Annotated in this window: 17 protein-coding genes and 1 tRNA gene; 7 read left to right on the top strand and 11 right to left on the bottom strand. The window is 59.3% G+C overall.

Annotated features, from left to right (window positions below; all coding sequences use genetic code 11):
- Positions 1 to 223: 223 nt before the first annotated feature.
- The 5 genes from FGZ14_RS16220 (at position 224) to FGZ14_RS16200 (ending at position 9466) form a co-directional block, all read left to right on the top strand.
- The gene (locus FGZ14_RS16220) at positions 224 to 3547 is read left to right on the top strand and encodes a T9SS type A sorting domain-containing protein (protein WP_139925252.1); all 3324 of its coding nucleotides are present in this window, start codon (positions 224 to 226) and stop codon (positions 3545 to 3547) included.
- A gap of 141 nt (positions 3548 to 3688) precedes the next feature.
- On the top strand, positions 3689 to 4642 hold the full coding sequence (locus tag FGZ14_RS16215) for an NAD(P)/FAD-dependent oxidoreductase (protein WP_139925251.1): 954 nt from the start codon (positions 3689 to 3691) through the stop codon (positions 4640 to 4642).
- Positions 4643 to 4953: 311 nt separating this feature from the next.
- Positions 4954 to 7467 (top strand): DUF5686 and carboxypeptidase-like regulatory domain-containing protein, encoded by a 2514-nt coding sequence (locus FGZ14_RS16210; protein WP_139925250.1) that lies wholly within the window; start codon positions 4954 to 4956, stop codon positions 7465 to 7467.
- Positions 7468 to 7591: 124 nt separating this feature from the next.
- Positions 7592 to 8761, top strand: a complete 1170-nt coding sequence (gene galK / locus FGZ14_RS16205; protein WP_139925249.1) for a galactokinase — start codon at positions 7592 to 7594, stop codon at positions 8759 to 8761.
- Between the two features lie 429 nt (positions 8762 to 9190).
- The gene (locus FGZ14_RS16200; RefSeq protein WP_139925248.1) at positions 9191 to 9466 is read left to right on the top strand and encodes a hypothetical protein; all 276 of its coding nucleotides are present in this window, start codon (positions 9191 to 9193) and stop codon (positions 9464 to 9466) included.
- 146 nt (positions 9467 to 9612) lie between these two features.
- On the opposite strand, the gene FGZ14_RS16195 is transcribed toward FGZ14_RS16200, so the two are convergent.
- The 4 genes from FGZ14_RS16195 to hemW all read right to left on the bottom strand — a co-directional run bounded on the left by FGZ14_RS16195 (position 9613) and on the right by hemW (position 13000).
- On the bottom strand, positions 9613 to 10389 hold the full coding sequence (locus FGZ14_RS16195) for a cyclase family protein (protein WP_139925247.1): 777 nt from the start codon (positions 10387 to 10389) through the stop codon (positions 9613 to 9615).
- Positions 10390 to 10435: 46 nt separating this feature from the next.
- Positions 10436 to 11095: an alpha/beta fold hydrolase gene (locus FGZ14_RS16190; RefSeq protein ID WP_139925246.1), complete on the bottom strand. Its 660-nt coding sequence runs from the start codon at positions 11093 to 11095 to the stop codon at positions 10436 to 10438.
- Positions 11096 to 11200: 105 nt separating this feature from the next.
- The gene (locus FGZ14_RS16185) at positions 11201 to 11683 is read right to left on the bottom strand and encodes a hypothetical protein (protein ID WP_139925245.1); all 483 of its coding nucleotides are present in this window, start codon (positions 11681 to 11683) and stop codon (positions 11201 to 11203) included.
- A gap of 183 nt (positions 11684 to 11866) precedes the next feature.
- A complete protein-coding gene (gene hemW / locus FGZ14_RS16180) occupies positions 11867 to 13000 on the bottom strand; it encodes a radical SAM family heme chaperone HemW (protein ID WP_139925244.1) in 1134 nt (377 codons plus the stop codon).
- A gap of 359 nt (positions 13001 to 13359) precedes the next feature.
- Between hemW and FGZ14_RS16175 the strand changes: the two genes are divergently transcribed.
- Positions 13360 to 15153, top strand: coding sequence for a BamA/TamA family outer membrane protein (locus FGZ14_RS16175; RefSeq protein WP_139925243.1), 1794 nt, complete (start codon positions 13360 to 13362; stop codon positions 15151 to 15153).
- A 101-nt stretch (positions 15154 to 15254) separates the two neighbouring features.
- Here FGZ14_RS16175 and FGZ14_RS16170 read toward each other — a convergent pair whose 3' ends face one another.
- Entirely contained in the window at positions 15255 to 16409 is a 1155-nt protein-coding gene (locus tag FGZ14_RS16170; protein ID WP_139925242.1) for an alpha/beta hydrolase, read from the bottom strand.
- Between the two features lie 215 nt (positions 16410 to 16624).
- Between FGZ14_RS16170 and FGZ14_RS16165 the strand changes: the two genes are divergently transcribed.
- Positions 16625 to 16697 (top strand) — tRNA-Met (locus FGZ14_RS16165).
- A gap of 371 nt (positions 16698 to 17068) precedes the next feature.
- Here FGZ14_RS16165 and FGZ14_RS16160 read toward each other — a convergent pair.
- The 6 genes from FGZ14_RS16160 to FGZ14_RS16135 form a co-directional block, all read right to left on the bottom strand.
- Positions 17069 to 17428 (bottom strand): hypothetical protein, encoded by a 360-nt coding sequence (locus tag FGZ14_RS16160; RefSeq protein ID WP_139925241.1) that lies wholly within the window; start codon positions 17426 to 17428, stop codon positions 17069 to 17071.
- Between the two features lie 297 nt (positions 17429 to 17725).
- Entirely contained in the window at positions 17726 to 18010 is a 285-nt protein-coding gene (locus FGZ14_RS16155; protein WP_139925240.1) for a hypothetical protein, read from the bottom strand.
- A gap of 202 nt (positions 18011 to 18212) precedes the next feature.
- Positions 18213 to 18434: a hypothetical protein gene (locus FGZ14_RS16150; RefSeq protein WP_139925239.1), complete on the bottom strand. Its 222-nt coding sequence runs from the start codon at positions 18432 to 18434 to the stop codon at positions 18213 to 18215.
- Between the two features lie 2 nt (positions 18435 to 18436).
- On the bottom strand, positions 18437 to 19078 hold the full coding sequence (locus tag FGZ14_RS16145) for an HNH endonuclease (RefSeq protein ID WP_139925238.1): 642 nt from the start codon (positions 19076 to 19078) through the stop codon (positions 18437 to 18439).
- 252 nt (positions 19079 to 19330) lie between these two features.
- Entirely contained in the window at positions 19331 to 19795 is a 465-nt protein-coding gene (locus FGZ14_RS16140) for a hypothetical protein (RefSeq protein ID WP_139925237.1), read from the bottom strand.
- Between the two features lie 465 nt (positions 19796 to 20260).
- Positions 20261 to 20572, bottom strand: coding sequence for a helix-turn-helix domain-containing protein (locus FGZ14_RS16135; protein WP_139925236.1), 312 nt, complete (start codon positions 20570 to 20572; stop codon positions 20261 to 20263).
- Positions 20573 to 20646: the final 74 nt, after the last annotated feature.

Raw genomic sequence — 20646 nt, 5'->3', positions numbered from 1 at the left:
CTCACGGACCTTTGCGCCTTTGTACAATGCGCTCAACATAGGATAATTCCAGGCAAGGTCTTAGAGCCTGGATCCAGAGCATTCACCGAGATGATTCGGCCATTCGGCGAAAACCCGGCAGTACGCTTCCAGGCCATTCTAGCTTTGTAATCGCGCGCTAGGATAAGGCGCCCGCCACCAACCACATCCGCTTTTTAACACTTTCCATACTCACATTTTTTGCATGAAAACACACTTACGATTAGCAGTCTTGCTGTTAGCGTGGCTGATGCTCGGTTGGGGCCAAGCAAAGGCTGAAGGTTCTAAAAATCTAACACCTGGCACCAATACAGACGGCCTCACTACCGCTACCAATGACCGAGCCGGCTTTCTTGTTCACAATTCTGATTCCCTTTCAGGAGGGGTAGATATTTCCTACGGCTTTCTCAAACCTGCTAGTTGGGTAAGCCCAGCGGGTGCTCCTTTCAAGGCTGATTACCGTATGTTCATACGCTTGAAGCCTGGAGAGAAGTTGTCGTATGGTGTACGGCGGGCTGATCCGGTACTTGCTGGATACACGTATAAAGATTTAATACTTACGCTCCGCTATGGCGTAGGCGATGGTACTATTGTGCAGCAAACTACCCTTGCTCGCAATAGTACCACCACGAATACGTATCAACTACGGTCAGGTCAAGCAGGGGTGATTGATACATATGCGCAAGCGGCGGCGGGCCCAAGTCCTGCTGCCGGTGGATATATCCCACTGATTTACACGAACAACACAGGCTCCACCCAGGACTTCTTCGTTGAATTCACTCAGGTAGGTGAATATACGAGCCAAGGCACTCAAGGTAGTTTTAATGACCTAAAAACTCCTAGTACCACGTTCGGCAACGGAACGACCAATAACAAGTTGTACAGTGTATACGACATATGGGACTTTACCGTAACGGGCACCGATAATCTGGTGAAAAATGGCCGCTTATTCAGCAAGTTCTGGTCGTTTTCTACGTTGTCTGCCGCTAACCTGCTTTCCAGCAAATTCACGCTGTACCCACTTGTGGAAAGCCGCAGCAACCCTAACACGTACTATATAAAAGCCATCGATTTGGCAGGGCTCCGTCCTTATGCCTTCTTTTTCGTTACCAATGAGTTCGGCTCTACAGCCAATGCAACCCGTAATACCATAGCGGAGCGGCGTAAAAGCCAGAATGGCAATAAGGCTTACTTACAGTATCCTAGCTTTGTTAACGACCCTGACCCTAGCATCTGGCCCAGCACTACTGTTCCGACAGTATCCATTACACCCCAGCCTTATTGCCGCAGTGGTAATACCGAAGTAGCTTTTACTACTACCTCTTCCGAAACTGGCCGCTTTGATATAACTATCACCTACAGTGGCAACACCCGCACGTTGACTACTGATGTAATTGGTGGTTCATCGGCGACCATCATTTGGGACGGATTAGTAAACAATGTTCGGGTACCAGCAGGCCAGCCTATCACCTACAGTTTCACCAACCGAGGGGCCGCAGTCAATTTCCCACTCTACGACGCTGAGAATAATGAAGGTGGATTTTCTGTTCGGAATGTTCGCCCTTCTTCTGCAGGAACAGATGTTTTGTACTGGGATGATACAAACATCGCAGCGCTAAACACTTCTAGTTTGAATGGTACTGTCAGCCCGGCTCATGCCTGGGGTAACAATACTACCTCCACGCCCGGCAACGCGGTAACAGTAAACACATGGACATATGGTTTCGTAAGTGCCGCTAACAACCTCACTTATACTACCATCTATGTGTGCGACAATGATGGTGATGGCGTAACCGATGATACAGATATTGACGACGATAATGATGGTATTTTGGATGTAGTCGAGTCGTTTTCAGGGACCACCAGCGTTGACCCCAGTGCATTTGCTGACGCCAACTCCCCTGTTCGCTACCTAGACGTAGATTACGTGCACCCAATCTTCGGAGCATTCCGCGACCTGAATAACAATGGGGTGAACGATATTTTCGATACAGACGGAGATGGAATCCCCAATCACTTCGACCTAGATTCTGATAATGATGGGCTAACAGACTCGTTTGAAGCGGGTTTGACCTCCCTTATTTGGACCAACGACGCTACTGCCACGCAGTCTAGCGGTTATAGCACCGCTCAAGGTCGTTTCATCAACTCCATCACTAACGGCACTACTTCTGTCGGGACAATAGCCAACTCAGTTGGTGCCAACGGACTACCTAACGCCGTAGAAAACCGTGGTACGGGAGGAACAGCTAACGCCCGAGTGGGAGGCACAGAAGTAAACACCGTGCGTTACACTCTGCCTGACAATGACCAAGAAGCTTTCACGGCCAACGGTCAGACGGCACGTAACTACAACTTCCTGGACCTAGACTCTGATAATGATGGCATTACGGATGAAATGGAGGCATTACCCTCTGTTACCTATAATACCCGTAAGAATCAGGCTAACTTCAACACTGATTCTGACAGAGACGGTATCCGTGATGCTTATGATGGTAACGTTTCGGGGGGCAACTCCATTACCCTCCGGGCTGATACCGATGGGGATAGCACGCCAGATATGTTCGATCTGGACTCTGACAACGACAACGCTACCCGCACAACTCGTCCCATTTATGCTCAAACGTCTGACTGGTCGGAAGGATTTGATTTGAATGGCAGTGGAGCTGCCGGCGATGACATCGTAGCATTGGCCCGCCAGTTTGCCCTCAATAACCCGGAGAAAAGCGCTTATTATCCGGTGACTACCAATGGCTCCGGCTACGGTGCTACCACACTCTCACAATTCCTACAGGACGCTAACAGTAACGGTATTCCGAACTTCCTCGATATCACCTCTCCGTATTATCATGACGATAACTTCAACGGCCTAGTTGATATCTATGACCCTGCCTACAGCGGTAGCGCTTCTACGGGCCCCGGCTACCTGAACGCAACAACCGATGCTTTCTTCCGTCGAAACACTGCGGCTGCCCCTCTGCCCGTAACTCTGGTAAGCTTCAAGGCTCAGACTAACGGTCAGGACGCCAGACTATTATGGAACACGAGCCAGGAACTCAACAACGACCGGTTTGTAGTGGAGCGTAGCCTGGACGGTACTACCTTCCAGAAGGTTGGCGAGGTGAAAGGCCAAGGGACTACTACATCCGCGCACGACTACAGCTTCGTGGATGCCAAGGCAGCTAATCAGGCCCGGGGCACGATGTACTACCGCTTGCGTCAAGTTGACTTTGATGGTAGCTCTATCCTCAGCGATGTGCAAACGGTGCGCTTCACGTCCGCTACCGATGTAACCGTGTACCCCAACCCAGCGGCTGCTACCATTACCACGTTCCTGAACTTGACAGCTTTGTCGAGTGGTACCTATCAGGTTAAGATAACTGACCTGGCAGGCCGCACCGTACGTATCCTCTCGCAGCAAGGCAGTACTACTCAGTCTATCCGACTCGACAACCTGCCCAAAGGCACTTACCTGCTCACCATTCAGGGCAATGGTCAAACCTTCACTAAGCGTTTGATCAAAGAGTAGTCTGCGAAATCAGTCAGTCCAACAAAAAAGCCTTTCCCAGCCGGGAAAGGCTTTTTTGTTGGACTACTTACTCGTATCCCTAAACCTGAGCCTAACCCCCAGGCAGCTTTGCCGGTATAGGCAGACGAAAATACTCTGCGTATGCCTCCCCGTCACCGCCTGCCTGCCCAGTCTCTCCCCGATATCGACGTTGCTATTATAGGTGCCGGCAGCGCCGGCCTTAGCGCCGCGCTGGTGCTGGGTCGCTGCCTGCGCAAGGTGGTGGTGCTGGATGGGGGTGCCCCGCGCAACACGCCCTCGCCCGCCGTGCAGGGCTTCTTCACCCGTGACGGAACCCAGCCCGCCGATTTACTACGCCTGGGTCGGGAACAGCTGGCGGCCTATGCTACCGTCGAAATCCGGGAAGCTCGGGTGGTGAGCTTGACCCCACTAGGCCCTTTCTTCGAGCTGACCCTGGAAGGCACCACAGGCCGCACCTCCACCCTCACGGCCCGGAAGGTACTGCTGGCTACGGGCGTGGAAGATGAGCTACCACCCATTGACGGTATGCGCGACCTGTGGGGACGTGGGGTGCTACACTGCCCCTACTGCCACGGTTGGGAAGTGCGCGACCAGCCGCTGGCCGTGTACGGCCGCGCCAAAATGGTAACCGGCCTGGCTTTGCTGGTGAGTCGCTGGAGCAAGGATGTGGTGGCCTGTATTGATGGGCCTGGCTTCCTGACCGAAAATGCCCGCCGCCGCCTGCGCCAGCAGAAAATCCAGGTGCGCGAAGAGCCGGTTGTACGGCTGGAAGGTACCACGGAGGGTGAGCTGCGGTACATTGTATTCGCCTCGGGCGAGAAGCTGGCCCGCACAGCTGTGTTCATCCATGCCCATCAGCACCAGCGCAGCACCCTGGCCGAGCAGATGGGGTGCCGCCTGACCAGCAAGGGCGCCATCTGGGTTGATAAAAAGCAGCAGACTACAGTGCGCGGCCTCTACGCCGCCGGTGACATTACGCCAGGTACCCAGCAGGCCATTCTGGCTGCCGCCGAGGGTAGCGCCACCGCCATCAGCATCAATGAGACTCTGACCCGGGAAGAATGTCCGAAGTAGCCTAAGCTTGATGCCTTGGCCTATACTACTGCGCCATTTCATAAAGACACCTGCGCCCCTACCCCAGTCCGACGCCGTAGGTATCCGGCCGGTTGATACCGGCGGTGCCTCCACGAAGTAGCCTCCCCCTTTAGGAGCGCCAAATCTAGCCGGAGGCCAGCAACGTTAACTGATCGGAGGCCTGCGGCGTTGGACCGGGGAGGCACGCACCGTGCCTGCAGGAGCAAGTTTTGGCGGCCCATGCGTTTGGTGCGGGGTTAGCAGTATCTTGTTACCGAACCTGCGCCTGAGTGTCCGTATAAGCTGTGTGTATGAAATCCGTGTCTTTGCTGCTTTGTCTGCTCCTGCTCCTGCTGGGCGCGCCGGTGGCCTGGGCGCAGAAAATACTATTCAGCGGCCGCGTAACAGAAGCAGCCACTGGGCAGCCTGTACCGTTTGCTTCCGTGTTTGTGCGCGGCACCAGCCAGGGCACCACCGCCGACGACCACGGACGCTACCAGCTGATTGTAACCGGCCCGGTTGATACCCTGGTAGCCTCCGCCATCGGCTTCGCGGCTCAGAAGCGTGGGGTAGCCTCTGCCCCCGCGCAGCAAACTGTCCACTTCAGCCTGGGCAGCGGCAGCGTATCACTGGGAGAGGTAGTAGTACGGCCCCGCGAGAATCCGGCCTACGTTATTCTGCGCCGGGTACAGCAGCACAAGGCCCGCAACGATAAGCGCAACCTGCGGGCTTTCGAGTTTGAGAGCTACAACCGTACGGAAGTATCACTCAACAACCTGCCCGACCAGATTAGTCGCCGCAAGGTGCTGCGCCAGATGACCCAGGTAGCTGACAGCCTGGGCATTTCGCGTGATGCTCAGGGCAAGCCCGTGGTGCCCATCTTCGCCTCCGAAGTTCTCTCACGCTTTTACCAGAACAACGAGCCTCTGCGCAAGCGCGAAGAAATTGTGCGCACCCAGATGCGCGGTGCGGCTCCCCGCGAGGGCTCAGTGGTGTCGCAGATTATGGGCTCCTCGTTTCAGGACTGGGACTTCTACCGCAACTGGCAGCAGCTGCTGGGTAAGGACTTTATTTCACCCATTGCCGACGGCTGGAAGTTCACGTACGAGTACGAGCTGCAGGACTCCGTAATGCTCGGGCCGAACTTTTGCTACCAGATTGGGGTGAAGCCGCGGCGGCCCCAGGATCTGGCCTTCACGGGCACCATCTGGATTACCACCGATACCTACGCCCTGCGCCGGCTGGACCTGGCCGTTAGCCCCGAGGCCAATCTTAACTTCGTGGAGCAGGTACGGGTGTACCAGGAAATGGCCCCTACCCCTGCGGGCGGCGAGCTGCCCCGCCGTACCCGGGTGGTTATCGGCATCAAGCCCACCAAGGGCAGCACGGGTGTACTGGCCCGGTTCACGACGGTCAACTCGGGCTTCGTGGTGAATCAGCCCAAGCCCCTGCCGTTCTACGACCGGCCCCTGGAAACCCTGGCCTCGGCCTTTAATGGCCCGAAGGATTTCTTTGACCAGAACCGCCCCGACTCCCTGAGCCGCGAGGAGCAGGCGACCCTGATGGTGCTCGACTCGGTGCGGCAGCTGCCGGCCGTACGCTCCTTGCTGGAGCTGGCCGATGTGGCCGTGAACGGCTACTACCGCGTGGGCAAGGTGGACCTGGGCCCTATCCTGACGGCGTATAGCTTCAACAGCATTGAGGGCCACCGCTTCCGGGTGGGCTTCCGGACTACCCCCGAGCTGAGCCGCGACTGGCTATTGCGTACCTACCTGGCCTATGGTACCCGCGACGGGCGCTTTAAGTACGGCCTGCGGGTGCAGCGCGTGCTGGACCGGCGCCGCTGGACCGTAGCCAACTTCGAGCACCGCCAGGACCTGGACCAGGTAGCCCTGCTCGACAACGATTATGCCTTGGAAAACCCATTGTTTGAGGCTTCGGCCCGCCTGGGCAATATCAGCAGCAGCCGGCCCCTGCGCCGCGACCTGACCACGGTGGCTTTGCAGTCAGACCTGTTCCGGGGGTTCACCCAGCGCGTGATGCTGCGCCACCAGCAGTTCCGGCCCCTGTACCCGTTTGCCTACTACACCCAGGAAACTCGCCCCGGCGCGCCCACCAACGACCACTTCGACCTGTCGGAAATCGTGCTGGAATCGCGCTACGCCCGCGACGAGGTGCTGGTAGAAAACAACCAGAACCGCCGCACGGCCATTGGCCTGAAGCGCTGGCCGGTGTTTACCCTGCGCTACACCCTGGGCGTGGACGACGTGCTGGGCTCGGATTTCCGCTACCAGAAATTCAACCTGCTCATCGACCAGAGCATCCGGCTGGGCCAGTTGGGCCGCACCGATTACCGCCTCGACGCGGGCTACATCCCGAGCACAGTGCCCTACCCCGTGCTGAAAACTCATCTGGGCAATCAGTCGCCCTTCTACAACTCCGGGGCCTTCAACCTGATGCGCTACTTTGAGTTCGTGAGCGACCAGTACGTGGCTTTCCGGCTGGAAAACCAGTTCGATGGCTTTCTGCTAAACTCCCTGCCGGCCATTAAGCAGCTGAACTGGCGGCTGGTGGCTACCGGCAACCTGCTTTGGGGCAGCGTCCGGGAGGCCAACCGGCGCATCATTCCCCAGGAAGACCCCGTCAATGGCGGACCCCTCCCCTCGTTTCGGCCCTTGGGCCGCACGCCCTATGCCGAGGTAGGCTACGGCATCGAGAACATCTTCAAGGTGGCGCGGGTCGATTTCCTGCACCGGCTTACCTACCGTGATGCGCCCGGCGCCCGCACCTTCGGCGTAAAGGTGAGCTTTCAGTTCAAGCTATAAGATGAGGTGCGAGCCGCGAGGCCAACATCTTCCACGGCAAAAAATAGCTGGTCTTCGTACCAATATCTTCACCGCTGCAGGCAGCGGCCCTACCTCTTCCCCGAACTTCAGCCCCCGTCTTGCTATGCAGCTAGCCCACGCCATTGCCACCTCGTTTCGCCAACAGTTTCAGCATGAGCCCCTGCTGGTGCGGGCACCCGGCCGCGTCAACCTAATTGGGGAACACACCGACTACAACGCCGGCTTCGTGCTGCCAGCAGCCGTGGACAAGGAAATTTTCTTTGCCGTGGGCCTGAACCAGACCGACACCATCCGGCTGGTAGCCCACGACCTGAACAAGCGGTTTTCGGTAGCGGCGGCCGGGGTGCAGCGCTCCTCCACGGGCTGGGCTAACTACTTGTTGGGCGTGGTGGCGCAGTTTCAGAAACGGGGCATAGTGGTGCCAGGCTTCGACTGCGTGTTCGGGGGCAATATTCCGATGGGAGCGGGTATGTCGTCGTCGGCGGCGGTAGAGTGCGGGCTGGCTTTTGCCCTGGACCACCTGCTGGGTACGCAGCTCGACCGTATGACTCTGGCCCACATGGCCCAGAAAGCCGAGCACGAGTTTGCCCTGGTGCAGTGTGGCCTCATGGACCAGTTTGCCAGCCTCTTCGGCCGCCAAGGCCAGGTGGTGCGCCTCGACTGCCGCTCTTTAGAGTACGAGTACTTCCCCTTCGACACGACGGCGGCACAGGTGGTGCTCTGCAACTCGGGCGTGAAACACTCCCTGGCCAGCTCCGAGTACAACACCCGCCGCCAAGAGTGCGAGCAGGGCGTGGCTGTACTGCGCCAGCACTACCCTACCCTTGAAACCCTGCGCGACGCTACCCCCGAGCAGGTGCAGCAGCACGCGGCCGAGCTGGGCGACGTGGTGTACCGGCGCTGCCGCTACGTGACGGAGGAAAACCGGCGGGTAGAGGCAGCCGGGCGGCACCTGCTGGCCGGCGATCTGCAGGCTTTTGGCCAGGAAATGTACGCCTCCCATGCCGGCCTGCGCGACCAGTACGAGGTAAGCTGTCGGGAGCTAGACGTGCTGGTGGCTACGGCCCAATCGGCGCCCGGCGTGTACGGGGCCCGCATGATGGGTGGTGGCTTCGGGGGCTGTACTATTAACTTGGTGGCGCCGGCCCAGGTAGAGTCCTTTATTGCCCACCAAACGGCGGCCTACCAGCAGCAGCTGGGCCTTTCCCTCGAAACTTACACGGCCTCCATCGTGGCCGGCGTCAGTGAGTATCCGGCTCCGGCGGAGGGGTAGGCACCCTGCCGGGATGCAGGAACGAAAGGCGCCAGCGCATTAGCTAACCATATCCAGCACAGGGTTTTACCACACTAAACCTACGTAGAGCTAGCTTGGTTTAAGCCGCGCGACGGCAACTTTTCGGGGCGTACCGGGACTGGATGCTGCGCCCGTATATTCACCAGTTTACATTAGCAAAGAGCCGCTTGCACAATACAAGGGTTCTGGCGTGGGGTAGGCATTTTCTTACTCTTTAATAGAACAATCCGAAAGTGCCGGGCGTTGGACAACTAGCATCGGCCAAGGTACTAGGTCTTGTTTGGAGACTGTACCTTTGGCATATTGAGCGCATCGTTTTCAGCTCTTCTCACCGAATGGCTCCCCTGCTCACCCGGCTTTGGCCGGACACCGTGGGGTAGCAGCTGTTTTCTCCATCCCGACCCACGTATGCCTAAGTACGAAGTTGCCAACCTGACGCTGGCGGAAGCTACCCGCCATGCTCCTTTCATCGATTACGCCCGCTGCATCGACGCCAGCCAGCGCCCCTACAACCACGTGGGCGACTGGCCCGAGGAAGGTCGGCTTTACCCCGTGCGTATAGTTGATTCGCGCACCGAGGGCATGCCCTTGGTGCACGTGCTCGGCTTCGAGGGCGAGGCGCCCTACTACAACGCCTACGGCCCGCACCGCTTCGAAATGCTCCTGACGGTGTGGCTGAACTAAGCCCCCATCACCCTACAACGTTAACGGCCTCCGCTGCAGCTGCAGCGGAGGCCGTTAACGTTGTAGGGTGATGCGTAATTGGTAGTAGAATGTGAACAAGGACCTGCTTATCAGAACGACGCTTTCATCACCAATCCAGCTACCTACTACCCACCACTATACAACGCGTACAGGATGGGCTTGCTGGGGCTGGCATCCAGCGTCAGGCTTGTAACCTGCAGGTTGAGCAGGTAGAGGCCATCCTCCACCTCGTCGGGTACGAAGATGAGCTCCGTGATGGTGGCCGCAGTGCGGGTGGCCGCTGGGTACTGCCAGAAGGCGTGGTGCGCCAGCAGCTGCCCGCCGTCCTCTTCCCGGTCCACGCTGGGCAAATCCAGCAGCAGGTGCTCGATGTGGTGAGCGGCCAGATACTCCGACAGGGCGGGCTCCAGGTAGGTAGGGTTGGTACCCGAGTACTGCCGGCTACGCTTGCTTTTATGGTTGGGTAGGGTGCGCAGCACCAGGGCTTCGGGCCGCAGGTGAGCATCGGGGCCACTTTTCAACTCCCGGCGCACGTCTTCCAGCAGCACCACCTCGTCGCCGTTGGGCTGGGGCCGGGCCTGCACCGATACCAGCCGGGCCACGAACAGAAACCGCCGCAGGCACCGGTCAAGGGTGGCCTGGGGGTCAGCGGAAATGTGGCCGTAGCACTCGGTATGGGTGCCGTTGCCGTGGGGCGTGAGGTGCACGCGCTGGTAGTTGGTGCTGCCGCCCTGCGCCACGCTGCCCACGAAGCTACCCACCCGAATCACCTCGAACTGCACCGGCTCGGCCCAGAAGCAGTTCACCTGCCCCGCGCCGGGAGCCAGGGGCAAAGAAATATCCAGCGGTGCCGCCGGGTCGAAGGCAAACGTGCGGCCCTGGTACGGGTATGTAGCGAGCATAAGGATGGGGTGTGAGGATAAGAGGGTAGGCGGGCGTGAGGGTGGGCTAGAATGCTGCTACCCTCTCCTGCTGCGCTAACCGGTTCAGAATCTGGCTGATTTCCTCGGCGTGGCTTAGCACCATAAAGTGGCCGCCACCCCTAATCAGGTACTCCACGGGGGTAGGGCCGGGCGGAAAAACCCGGTCTTGGGTGCCCAGAATCTGGATGCTGCGTCCTACGTGGGTACTGTCCCAGTGCAGCAGGCGGTGAATGGCCCAACGGGTGTACACGGGCTCCATATCACGCAGAATTTCCTTGAACAGGCGGTACTCCTCCCCATCCTTCACCCCGAAATACCACTGCCCCGCCCGCGGAAACAGCTTCAGCCACTGCGGCGGAAACAGCCGGTACACCCCGCTGGCCCGGATCAGGCGGAGCAGAGGCGGCAGGCAGCTGGAGTCGGGGATACTGCTGATGAGCACAGTCCTCAGCCGGGGCCGCAGGCGGTTGATTTCCAGCCCCACTACGCCCCCAAACGACACGCCCACCAGCAGGCCTTCGGCCTCCGGAGGAATGTCGGCAGCCATCCGGGCCGCATAGTGGGGCAGGGTTTCATCAGGTGTCGGCGTCAGCCAGGGCATCACCCGGGTTTGGCCGTGCAGCCGGGGTAGCAGGTTCCGGAACACCCGCTCATCGGCCCCCAGCCCGGGAAGAAGGTAGAACATGTGGTGAAGTAGGAAGATAGTGAAAGGGTGCGGTTGAGGTTCCGTTGGTCGTGAGAGGGTAGCCGAACGTCAAACTCCCTATTTCACCATCTCACCATTACGCCTCTACGGCTCAACGCGCAGGAACACGCCTTCCAGGTAGAAAATGTTATGGGGCTGGCTGCCTTCGTAGTCTTCACCTTCCTCGGTATCGGCGGCCATGCTGATATCGAAGGTTTCATCCTCTTCGCCTTCCTCGTAGGGCTCGTCGGCGGGGTAGGTACAGGAAAGCTTAAGGGCCACGTTGGGCAAGGGCACGGGCGGGTCGGCGTCGGTGGTGTACTCCAGCAGGCAAGGCCACTCGCGCACGGTAGCCAGGGCATCGGCTACGTCTTCCTGCAGGGCTTCGGCCCGGGAACCAGCCAGGCGCAGCAACAAATCAAGCTGCTGAAATGGGAGTCCCAAATGAAAAAAGTGGGGTTCCTGGTCGAAGTATGTGGTAGCCCAGATGGTTACGTCGTCAGAGGTATCGAACACGATGGCCGTGATTTGTACCTGTTCGATAAAAAAATCCGTGTCGTCGGCCAGGGCGTCAATCAGTCGTCTCATAATCACGGATTTAAACAAGCTAAACAGGCGGCTACCCAGTCTGCTGCCCGAAGCGAGGGAGTAGTAGCCTGCCTACCGGTGCAGGGGATAAGGAATGGGTAGGCCGGGAAATTAGCAGTTTCCGGCCGGAGTCTGGCACCCACTGGCCCATTTTGACACTTTCCGGACCCGCGTTTTTCCATCCTACCCCTGAAATAGCTCCAGGGTAATGTGGTCGGCCAGGAGCTTGCCCGCATCCGTAAGCTGCAGCACCTCGCCCCGGAGCGTGGCCAGCCCGGTTTGCTGCAACTCCTGCAGGTAGGCAGCGCGCTGCCCCGACACATCGGTACCCAGGGCGTCGCGCAGGTGAGCCAGGTCGCAACCCCGGGCCGTGCGCAGGCTGGTCATCAGGTACTCGTTGGCGCGGTCCTGAGGGCTGAGGATTTCTACGGTGGCCGGTACCTCGCCCCGCTCCAGCACGGCGGCCACGTACTGCGGGTTGTTGGCAACGGTGTACTGCCGGCTATGACCGTTGAAGGAGTGGGCACTGGGGCCCAGACCCAGGTAGGGCACCCCGCGCCAGTACGCCGAGTTGTGGCGCGACTCGTGGCCGGGCCGACAGAAGTTACTGATTTCGTACTGCTCGTAGCCGTGGCGGTGCATTTCCTGAAGCAGCAACTCAAACTGCCGGGCCACAAAGTCGTCGGGCGGGGCCACAAAACGGCCCTTCTTCAGCTGCCGCCCGAATACTGTGTCAGGCTCAATGGTAAGGGCATAGCAGGAAAGGTGGGGCACGTCAAGCGCAAAGGCAGCGGCCATATCAGCCTCCCACAGCCCGTGGTCAGGGGCCGGCACGCCGTAAATCAGATCCACGGAAATATTCTGGAAGCCCGCGTCCTGGGCCCGTAACACCCCCGCCCTCGACTCCTCAGCCGAGTGGGCGCGGTTCATTAGGCGCAGGTGAGGCTCATGGAAGCTCTGCAGCCCTATACTCAGGCGGTTAACCGGCGAGGCGGCCAGCTCGCGCACCTTGGTTGGGGTCAGGTCGTCGGGGTTGGCCTCCAGGGTAATTTCGGCCTCGGGCGCCACGCGGAAGTACCGGTGTATCGCCTCGAAAATCGTATTCAGCTCGGCCTCCGTCAGCAAGGAGGGTGTTCCTCCGCCCAGGTAGATGGTGCTGAGCGTAGCATCGGCGCCAAGGTAGTCGCGACGCAGGGCCAGCTCCCGGGTCAGGGCTTCCACAAACCGACTTTTCAGGGCCATGGAGGTACTGAAATGGAAGTCGCAGTAGTGGCAGGCTTGCTTGCAGAAGGGAATATGAAGGTACAGACCAGACATGCGCGAAAATCAATAAAAGCGTTGCTCCCTACCCCAGTCTCATGGCGTAGCCGTCCGGGCAGGCCAATGCCCAGCCGGCAGGGTTGGGCCTGCAGCGGGGGGTAGGCGGTCGGCGCGGGCATCAACTTAACCGGTTCCGACCTCAAGACGGGAACACGCCCGCCGTTTTCTGGTTGAAGGGCAGCCACTCACAACCCGGGCCGCCCCGAAGAAGTTGCGGGCCACTCAAAACAGTGGTTCCGCCCGGGGCCGCTTCATTTCAGGCAGTAAGTTCTCCAGCCCCGTACTTTCGGGAAATTAAACGCGGGGTTTCGCGTTTCAGACTTCAAATGTACGCCCGCGTCCTCGTTTTCTGGTTGTTGCTTGTTGCGCTATGCCCCGGCAGTGCCGCCCGGACCCAGCAGGCGCCCGCCCTGAACCTGCCCGCGCCGCCCATGCCGCCGGCTCCGGCCGCTGTGCTACGGCCGGCGCGGCCGGTGGTCGTGCAGCTGCTGACGGAGGCCTCCGACCGTTCCCTACTGCGCCCATACCGCTACCGCACCACCCTACCCGATTCGCTGTCGGCTTTGCGCGAGGTGCGGACCCTGGTGCTGGCCCTGCAGGCGGATGCCTACCTCACGGCCTCGGCCGACGAGGTGCAGTGGCACCGCGACACGCTGCGGGTGCAGCTGTACGTGGGCGAGAAATTCCGCTGGGCCCGCCTGCGCAACGGCAACCTCGGCGACGGCCTGCTCACCCGGGCCGGCTACCGCGAGAAACTGTTTCGGGAGCAGCCCCTGCAGCCCCAGGAGTGGGCCCGCCTGCAGCAGAACATTCTCCATGAGGCCGAAAATCAGGGCTACCCCTTCGCTACCATCGGGCTGGACTCCGTGGCCTTGCGCGGGGCCGATGTGGAGGGCCGCATTGTGCTGCGGCGCGGCCCGGCCGTGGTGTTCGACTCCCTACAGATAGTGGGCAAAACCAAAACCCGGGCCCGGTTCCTGACCAAGTATCTGCAGCTGGAGCCCAACCAGCCCTTTAGTCAGCAGCGCGTGCAGGAAGCGGCCCGGCGCCTGCGCCAGCTGCCCTACCTCCAGCTCAAGGCCGAACCCGAAGTGCGCTTTGCCCGCGGCCGGGCCCGGGTGTATTTCCTGCTCGAAGACCGCACCTCCAATCAGTTTGATGCCATTGTGGGCGTGCTGCCCAACCCCAACCCGGGCATCGGCCAGAAGCGCATCCAGATTACCGGCGACGTGACCATTAACCTGCGCAATATCAGTGGGGGCGGCAAGGGCATTGGGGTGCAGTGGCGTAAGCTCGATGCTAACTCGCAGCTGTTGGATGCCCAGTATGCGCACCCGGCCTTCTTTGGCACCCCGCTGGAGTTGGATGGCTCCTTTAACTTGCTCAAGCAGGATACCCTGTTTCTGACCTCGCGCCCCCGCCTGCAGCTGGCCTACCCCCTGGCTAATGCCGGGCGGCTGTCGTTTTTTGTGGAGTGGCGCAATTCCCGCCTGCTCACCACCGATACTACCCTGCGGCAGCTGCCCGCCAACATCGATTCCCGGTTTACCTCCTACGGCCTCGCCTACACCTGGAGCACCCTCGACGACCCCTACTTTCCGCGGCGCGGCCTGTTGGCTGCCGGGCAGGGCTCTATCGGAACCAAGCGCATCAGCAAGAACGCCAACCTCAGCGAGGCTCTTTACGACGGGCTGGCCCTGCGCTCCACCCAGGTCAGCCTGGGGCTGCGTGTAGAGCAGTATTTCCGGGTAGGGCGGAGCGGAGTGCTGCTGGCCCGCTTACGCGGCGAAGCACTCGTGAATGAGCGCCTGTTCCTCAACGACCTGTTCCGGGTAGGCGGGCTGGCCACCCTCCGGGGTTTCAATGAGCTGAATTACTACGCCAGCCAGTACGCGGTAGGCACGGCCGAGTTCCGGCAGTTCACTGGCCCCGATGCCTACGTGTTTCTGTTCGTGGACCAGGGCTATCTGCGCCGCGACCTGCCGGCCGACCCGCTTCCCCACGATACGCCCACGGGCCTGGGCGCGGGCCTGAGCTTTCGTACCGGCGCCGGACAGTTCCAGTTCGTGTATGCCCTCGGCCGCGACCAGCAGCAGAAGTTCGCGCTGAACGCCGGCAAAATTCACTTCGGCATCACTAGCCGGTTTTAGTTCTCGCCACCCTGCGCAGCGCCTGCCCCCAGGCAAAAGTGTTCATACAAGAAAAAGCCTGCCCTGAGTACAGGGCAGGCCTTACATTATGCCAGGGCTGTTTACTGCAAGGCTTTTTTCAGCTCCGCTGCACCCAGGTCCTGGGCCTGGGCGGCCTGGGGTACTACTGCGGCCATCCCGAAGAACTCGTGGGTTACACCGGTATAGTTCTGGTACTTGGTCGGTACGCCGGCGGCCTTCAGCCTATCGGCCAGCAGGCTGCCGTCACTCATCAGCGGGTCAATTTCGGCCGTGATGATGGTAGTTGGCGGCAGCCCCTTCAGGTTGGCGTTTACCAATGAAATCATCGGGCTCTTGCCATCAGCCGTGCCGCGCAGGTATTTCTCAAAGAACCACGCCATCATGGGCTTGTTGAGGGGCTTGGCTTGGGCGTTTTTCTGGTAGGAGGGCGTGTTCAGGTCGTAGCCGGCAATGGGGTACACCAGCAGTTCGTGGCGGGGTAGCGCTATTTTCTTGTCGCGGGCCATCATACTCACGGCCGCTGCCAGGTTACCGCCGGCACTTTCCCCGGCCACGGCTACCTTTTGCGGGTCGCCATTGAAGGAAGCTGCATTTCGGAGCACCCACTGGTAGGCGGCAAACGAATCGTTGTGGGCCATTGGATACTTGTGCTCCGGCCCCTGCCGATACGCCACCGATACCACAATAGCGCCGGTTTTCTCCACCAGGCCGCGCACGGAGGCATCATATGTATCGAGGTTGGCAATCACCCAGCCCCCGCCATGGTAGTACACCACCACCGGCAACGTGCCGCTGGCATTTTTGGGCGTGTAAATGCGCACCTTCACCCCGGGCATCACCTGGCGGCTCATGGTATCGGCGCTGGAAGGCGGCACGGGTATGTTGCTGTCGCGCATTACTTTCATCACGGCGTCGGCCGGGGTGGGCTGCTGGCGCGCTTCCTGGGCCGACAGTGTTTCAATGGGCTTGGGGTTCAGGCTGGCCAGGGCCTCTATCACCGTCTGCATCTCCGGGGCTATGGTTGGCCCCCAAGCAGGCTTGGCCCCCGTAGGCTGCACGGCTTTGGGCGCGGTAGCCGCCGAGGCAGTTGCCGGTGCCGTCATCATAGAATCGGCCACTGTGGCGGTGCTAGTGGTAGCCTCAGTGGTTTGGGAGGCGTTGCAAGAAGTCAGTGCCACGGCAGCCAGCGCAGGCAGGGCCCAGCGCAGCCGCTGGGAGAAAGGCAGAAGGTTCATCAGGTTACTTTAGTAAGGCAGGTAGAGGCTGCTTCTACGCTTGAGCTTCCAGAAAGGCCATGCTCGCACCAAATCCTACACAGTTCCAGGGCAGCTGTTACGCTTTGATAAAATTTTACTTCTGATTATCAGCACAAAGCACCCTGGCAAGCATTATTTTCGGGTCGTTCGCACCAATATCCCGAAAACCCTCCTACATTTGTATTACCAAACAGTGCGGGGTGGAGCAGTTGGTAGCTCGTTGGGCTCATAACCCAAAGGTCACTGGTTCGAGTCCAGTCCCCGCTACCTAAAAGGGCGTTTCCATATTGGAAACGCCCTTTTCTTTTATGCTTGGGACAGTTTGTAGGACAAATTGGGACTACCTCACCACTTTATCACTGGACTTGCGCTGTTACGGGCTTCCATTGGCTGGGGCCTTCTCCCGCTGCTCTCGGCGCATACATTATACCCGTTCGAGTATCAAGCAGGCCTATTGTATCGTTCATCTGTAGGTATCTGCCATTCTCTGACCAACGATAGCAGACAATGAGCAGCCCAGCCAGCAGCAATAACAATAAGGTTCTGTAAACGCGCTCTATCATAGTTCGGTGTTGTGTTGGGGTAAGCAAAAGAAGGGGGCACTGCTGGTGCTCCGCGCGGACGCAGATTTACGCTGGCTACCGGACTTTCTGCCGCTCAACCAAGCAGACCGCCACCCACAGGCCCGCTATCTGTTCGGCCGGCAAGTATTGCTGCCGTGGCTTGTGCGCCCCGTCGAAATGCAGCAGCAGCCCGCTGGTTGTGGCAAGTTCGTTTTCCAGCACCCGGCCGCAAAGCATAGAGCCTTCGACGGTTTGCACTACCACTACCCGGTCTTGCACCTGTGCCCAGTCGTGGGGGTGCGCTTCTTCGGCAAAGAACTCAGCGTCGGCCGGGATGGTTGGGGCCATTGCATTCGTTTTCAACTGCCACCGACGCCACCACGGCGCGTACTGTCTGGGGGTGTGGGCCGGCCAGGAAGAGGGGAGCGTGAGCATAGAAAAGGTGATATAGCGACGTGGCTCAAAGGTGGCGGCTTGGATGATGAAACCCAAGCCTGTTTTGCATCTTCTCCCAATAATCAAATTGCTATCGAAGATTCTTTGGTAGCATCTGCGCTAATACTTCTCGCCGGCATCACTGGCTGCGCAGGGATAAATTCATATAATACTAGGCCGGGGGCGTGGCTTCGCGACCCTACCCGGTTTATTAGGTTCCGTTTCGGGTTAATGAGGCAAGGGGTGGTCAACTGGCCGTGAGGTACCTGAGTGTAGGCCGTTTGCAAAACCCGGCAATTACCCCCATACATGGTTCAGTAAGTGAGCTACCGAATCCTGTAGCAGCTTCTCCCCCTTCGGCGTGATGCGCACTACGTGCTGACGCTGGCGATTCCGGGAGCGGGCAACCAGCCCGGCCGCCACCAAGGCCCCAACCGCCGCCCGCAGCCGTGTGGGAGCTTGTAGGCGGGTCGCGTATAGCTCGGCTACCGGGACGGTAGTGTAGCGGGTAAGCAGTTGCAGAGCCCACAACACCCGCACCTGGCCCGGTTTCACCCCGTGCTCAATGGATGTTTTCTGCATGGCAGCCTGAGCCCCCAAACACACGGCCAATAATTTTAAGTGGCTGTTTATCATTATTCTGGATAGGCTTAGGGCCTTGTTGGGTGGCAGGTAGCGAAAGGGTGTTTCGGGCTGTATGGCCTATTGCCTGTGTGTAGCTTGCTCGCTTCGGAATTTAATCGGCGCCCATCACCTTTAGACGGTCCACTTTTGGGGCGTCCTCCTAATCGGGCGGCTTGGCGCGAGTATTCCAGCGGCTGGTGGCCTCTTCAAGCGTAGGGCAAGGGCCAACAAAGGCCACGGTAGCCGGGCAGGTGTGGCCCTCGTTGGCACAGCTCACGAAGTGTTCAGCAGGCACCTTTGGGAAGGTCAACGGGTGCAGGTTGTTATCCTCGGCGGCAGGGCCACCACAGAATGGGCAGGGCAGTAGCATAGGCGTTTTCATGCTTAGGCGGCTAGGGCTGACTGTTGGCCCTCTGAGGTGGCTGGAATAAAGTCATAACCCTCGGCCCGCTTCTTCCCGCTTTTGCACCAGCGGTCAATCTGCTTTGCGTAGGTACCCATTGCTTCGGCCGCTGCGCGGGCGGATGGGAAGGTATCAAGCGGCGTTACATACCAGCCGGTGAACTTGGGGTGATTCTCTCCCTGCTTTTGGGCTGACATCTTGGCTTTGGTTTCTGCGCTGAATGACTTGCCGTAATGGTGGTGGGCTGGGCCTTTCTTTGCTTTCATCAGGCCGGTGGCGTAAGCATGGCGGGTGTTCTCGCTCTTGGTCACCCATTCCAGATTACTCACGTCGTTGTTTTTCTTGTTGCCGTCCAAGTGGTTCGCGTCAGGCTTGTTCTCTGGGTTGGGAATGAACCGGCCAGCAACCAAGCGGTGCAGTTTTCGCCACTTATCTAGGCCATTATCCAGCTTTAAAAAGACTTGCTGATACCCAATGCCATTATCTGCAACGGCTAGGCAGCGTTCTTTGAGCGAGGAATACACGGCCCCGCAGGAGCTGACGTAGTAGCTTTTGGCCTCGTCTATTTGGTAGAAGGTGCGGCCCTTGTGGGTAATGCTGGGAACATTGGGAAGTAGGTACATAAAAGGCATGGTTAGGCCAGGGTGCCCGTTTTGGGGGCTCCGATGGGTGAATCAATAAATCAGGGGATGGGGTGTAGCGCGTGGGCTACGGGGGCGGATTACACAACGGAAGCAAAGTCAGCAAGCCTTTACGCTGCGCTTACCACGTACTCGCTGCGCTGTGGGTGGCCCATTCTCCTTGCTGTGGGAAGGGCTTAGCCGGGGTAGCGGAGGGTGAGGGATTCCAGATGATTACATGCGTGGAAACAGGGGTCAAATATGAGCCTCGGGGGTAGGTGCCATACCAGCCAGCTCCTGGTGTAGCGTGTCGGTGTAGGGGCTGGCCGTTGCCCGCTGCCCTAGCAGGTCCTTTGCCCGTCGCCGGTTGCGCTTGTAAGTGCTTTCGGGCTGCTCCTTCTTCATGGCTTCCCAGAAGGCGGTGTTATCAGCGAGGGCCAGCAGCGCAGCATCTGAGAGGCTCAGGCCAGTAAAATCGGATTCTTGCATCAGGTGTCGGTGTTCGGTGGCGTTCCAGTGGATAAGAATGTTCTCCCGGATAGCTGCCATTACCTCGGGCTTTGGCAGGTCGGCCAGCGTGAGGACGGGCAACCCTGTCAGGCGTAGCAGGGGCCGGGCGCGGGTATACACTACCTCGAAGCGTAGCAGGTGCGGCGGGGCCGTGGCGGGCAGTGGCCGGCCCTGTAGCTGGCTATACCTGCCTTTGTCGTATGCCTTCACCCAGTAGTCGCCGTGAAAGGCCCCGTATTCCAGCGGGCGCGTGACCCCTCTTGGTGGCTTGGTCGCGGTAAAGGGGGAGCGTTTGTGACTGGCTAGGTTTTCTAGAAACGGCCTCGGGGAAACGGCAGAAGGTAGATTTACACCCGCTTCCAGCCCCGCAATTTGCAGCGCCTCCGGTGCCAGTCCTACGACTGCGGCTAGTTCGGTGCAGGCTTGCCGCACTTGATCGGCAGAGAACTGGCCCATGTTGTGGCCGTGGTGGAAAGTCTGTAGAGAGCCACGGATTCGAACCATCCTGTTTTCCCGTCTGTAGCCAATCCGTAACCCTCTGTACTCCGTTGTAAGCCAGCCTTTGGCGTTGGCTTCCCCATCGTGGCCCGCAAAGGCAGGGGAGCAAGCAAGGGCCTTTTCCGCTTCCTCGTCGGGCAAGGAAGAACGGGCGTTCAGGTTGTCGTACATCGGCCTTTACGCAGACTTGCGGCTAGGCTTCACCGTGCGCTGGTGGCTTTGCAGCGCGTTCAGCAGGTCGGCGCGTTTCAGGTAGGTGCGCCCGCCCATCTTGTGGTACGGCAGCATCCCACGACGCTTCCAATCGTGTACCGTTTGCTGGCACACGTCGAGCAGCTTTGCAGCTTCGCGTACCGTAAGCAATTCTTCGACCTCGGGGGCTGGGGCCGCAGATTCTGCCAGAAGCTGACCCAGCTCAAACCGCAACATCGGGCGGAATAGCTCTACTAATTCTGCCGGGGTGATACCGGCCGTAATCACAGTTTGCATTTATACCGTCATCCTGAGGAATACCCGTTCGGAGCGTCCGGTAGGGCTGTGCAGTAATGACGACGCAATCTGAG

Origin of the sequence: Hymenobacter sp. DG01 (assembly GCF_006352025.1) — a bacterium.
GTDB lineage: Bacteria > Bacteroidota > Bacteroidia > Cytophagales > Hymenobacteraceae > Hymenobacter.
The sequence above is the reverse complement of the archived record's forward strand: the minus strand, read 5'-3'. Positions and strand labels throughout refer to the sequence as shown.

What these genes read in the sequence shown, in the direction of transcription:
- FGZ14_RS16145 (WP_139925238.1), bottom strand. Translation starts at nt 19,078, where the DNA reads ATGTACCTACTTCCCAATGTTCCCAGCATTACCCACAAGGGCCGCACC.
- FGZ14_RS16150 (WP_139925239.1), bottom strand. Translation starts at nt 18,434, where the DNA reads ATGAAAACGCCTATGCTACTGCCCTGCCCATTCTGTGGTGGCCCTGCC.
- FGZ14_RS16220 (WP_139925252.1), top strand. Translation starts at nt 224, where the DNA reads ATGAAAACACACTTACGATTAGCAGTCTTGCTGTTAGCGTGGCTGATG.
- FGZ14_RS16190 (WP_139925246.1), bottom strand. Translation starts at nt 11,095, where the DNA reads ATGTTCTACCTTCTTCCCGGGCTGGGGGCCGATGAGCGGGTGTTCCGG.
- FGZ14_RS16195 (WP_139925247.1), bottom strand. Translation starts at nt 10,389, where the DNA reads ATGCTCGCTACATACCCGTACCAGGGCCGCACGTTTGCCTTCGACCCG.
- FGZ14_RS16170 (WP_139925242.1), bottom strand. Translation starts at nt 16,409, where the DNA reads ATGAACCTTCTGCCTTTCTCCCAGCGGCTGCGCTGGGCCCTGCCTGCG.
- FGZ14_RS16200 (WP_139925248.1), top strand. Translation starts at nt 9,191, where the DNA reads ATGCCTAAGTACGAAGTTGCCAACCTGACGCTGGCGGAAGCTACCCGC.
- FGZ14_RS16160 (WP_139925241.1), bottom strand. Translation starts at nt 17,428, where the DNA reads ATGCTCACGCTCCCCTCTTCCTGGCCGGCCCACACCCCCAGACAGTAC.
- FGZ14_RS16155 (WP_139925240.1), bottom strand. Translation starts at nt 18,010, where the DNA reads ATGCAGAAAACATCCATTGAGCACGGGGTGAAACCGGGCCAGGTGCGG.
- hemW (WP_139925244.1), bottom strand. Translation starts at nt 13,000, where the DNA reads ATGTCTGGTCTGTACCTTCATATTCCCTTCTGCAAGCAAGCCTGCCAC.
- FGZ14_RS16135 (WP_139925236.1), bottom strand. Translation starts at nt 20,572, where the DNA reads ATGCAAACTGTGATTACGGCCGGTATCACCCCGGCAGAATTAGTAGAG.
- FGZ14_RS16215 (WP_139925251.1), top strand. Translation starts at nt 3,689, where the DNA reads ATGCCTCCCCGTCACCGCCTGCCTGCCCAGTCTCTCCCCGATATCGAC.
- FGZ14_RS16210 (WP_139925250.1), top strand. Translation starts at nt 4,954, where the DNA reads ATGAAATCCGTGTCTTTGCTGCTTTGTCTGCTCCTGCTCCTGCTGGGC.
- FGZ14_RS16185 (WP_139925245.1), bottom strand. Translation starts at nt 11,683, where the DNA reads ATGAGACGACTGATTGACGCCCTGGCCGACGACACGGATTTTTTTATC.
- galK (WP_139925249.1), top strand. Translation starts at nt 7,592, where the DNA reads ATGCAGCTAGCCCACGCCATTGCCACCTCGTTTCGCCAACAGTTTCAG.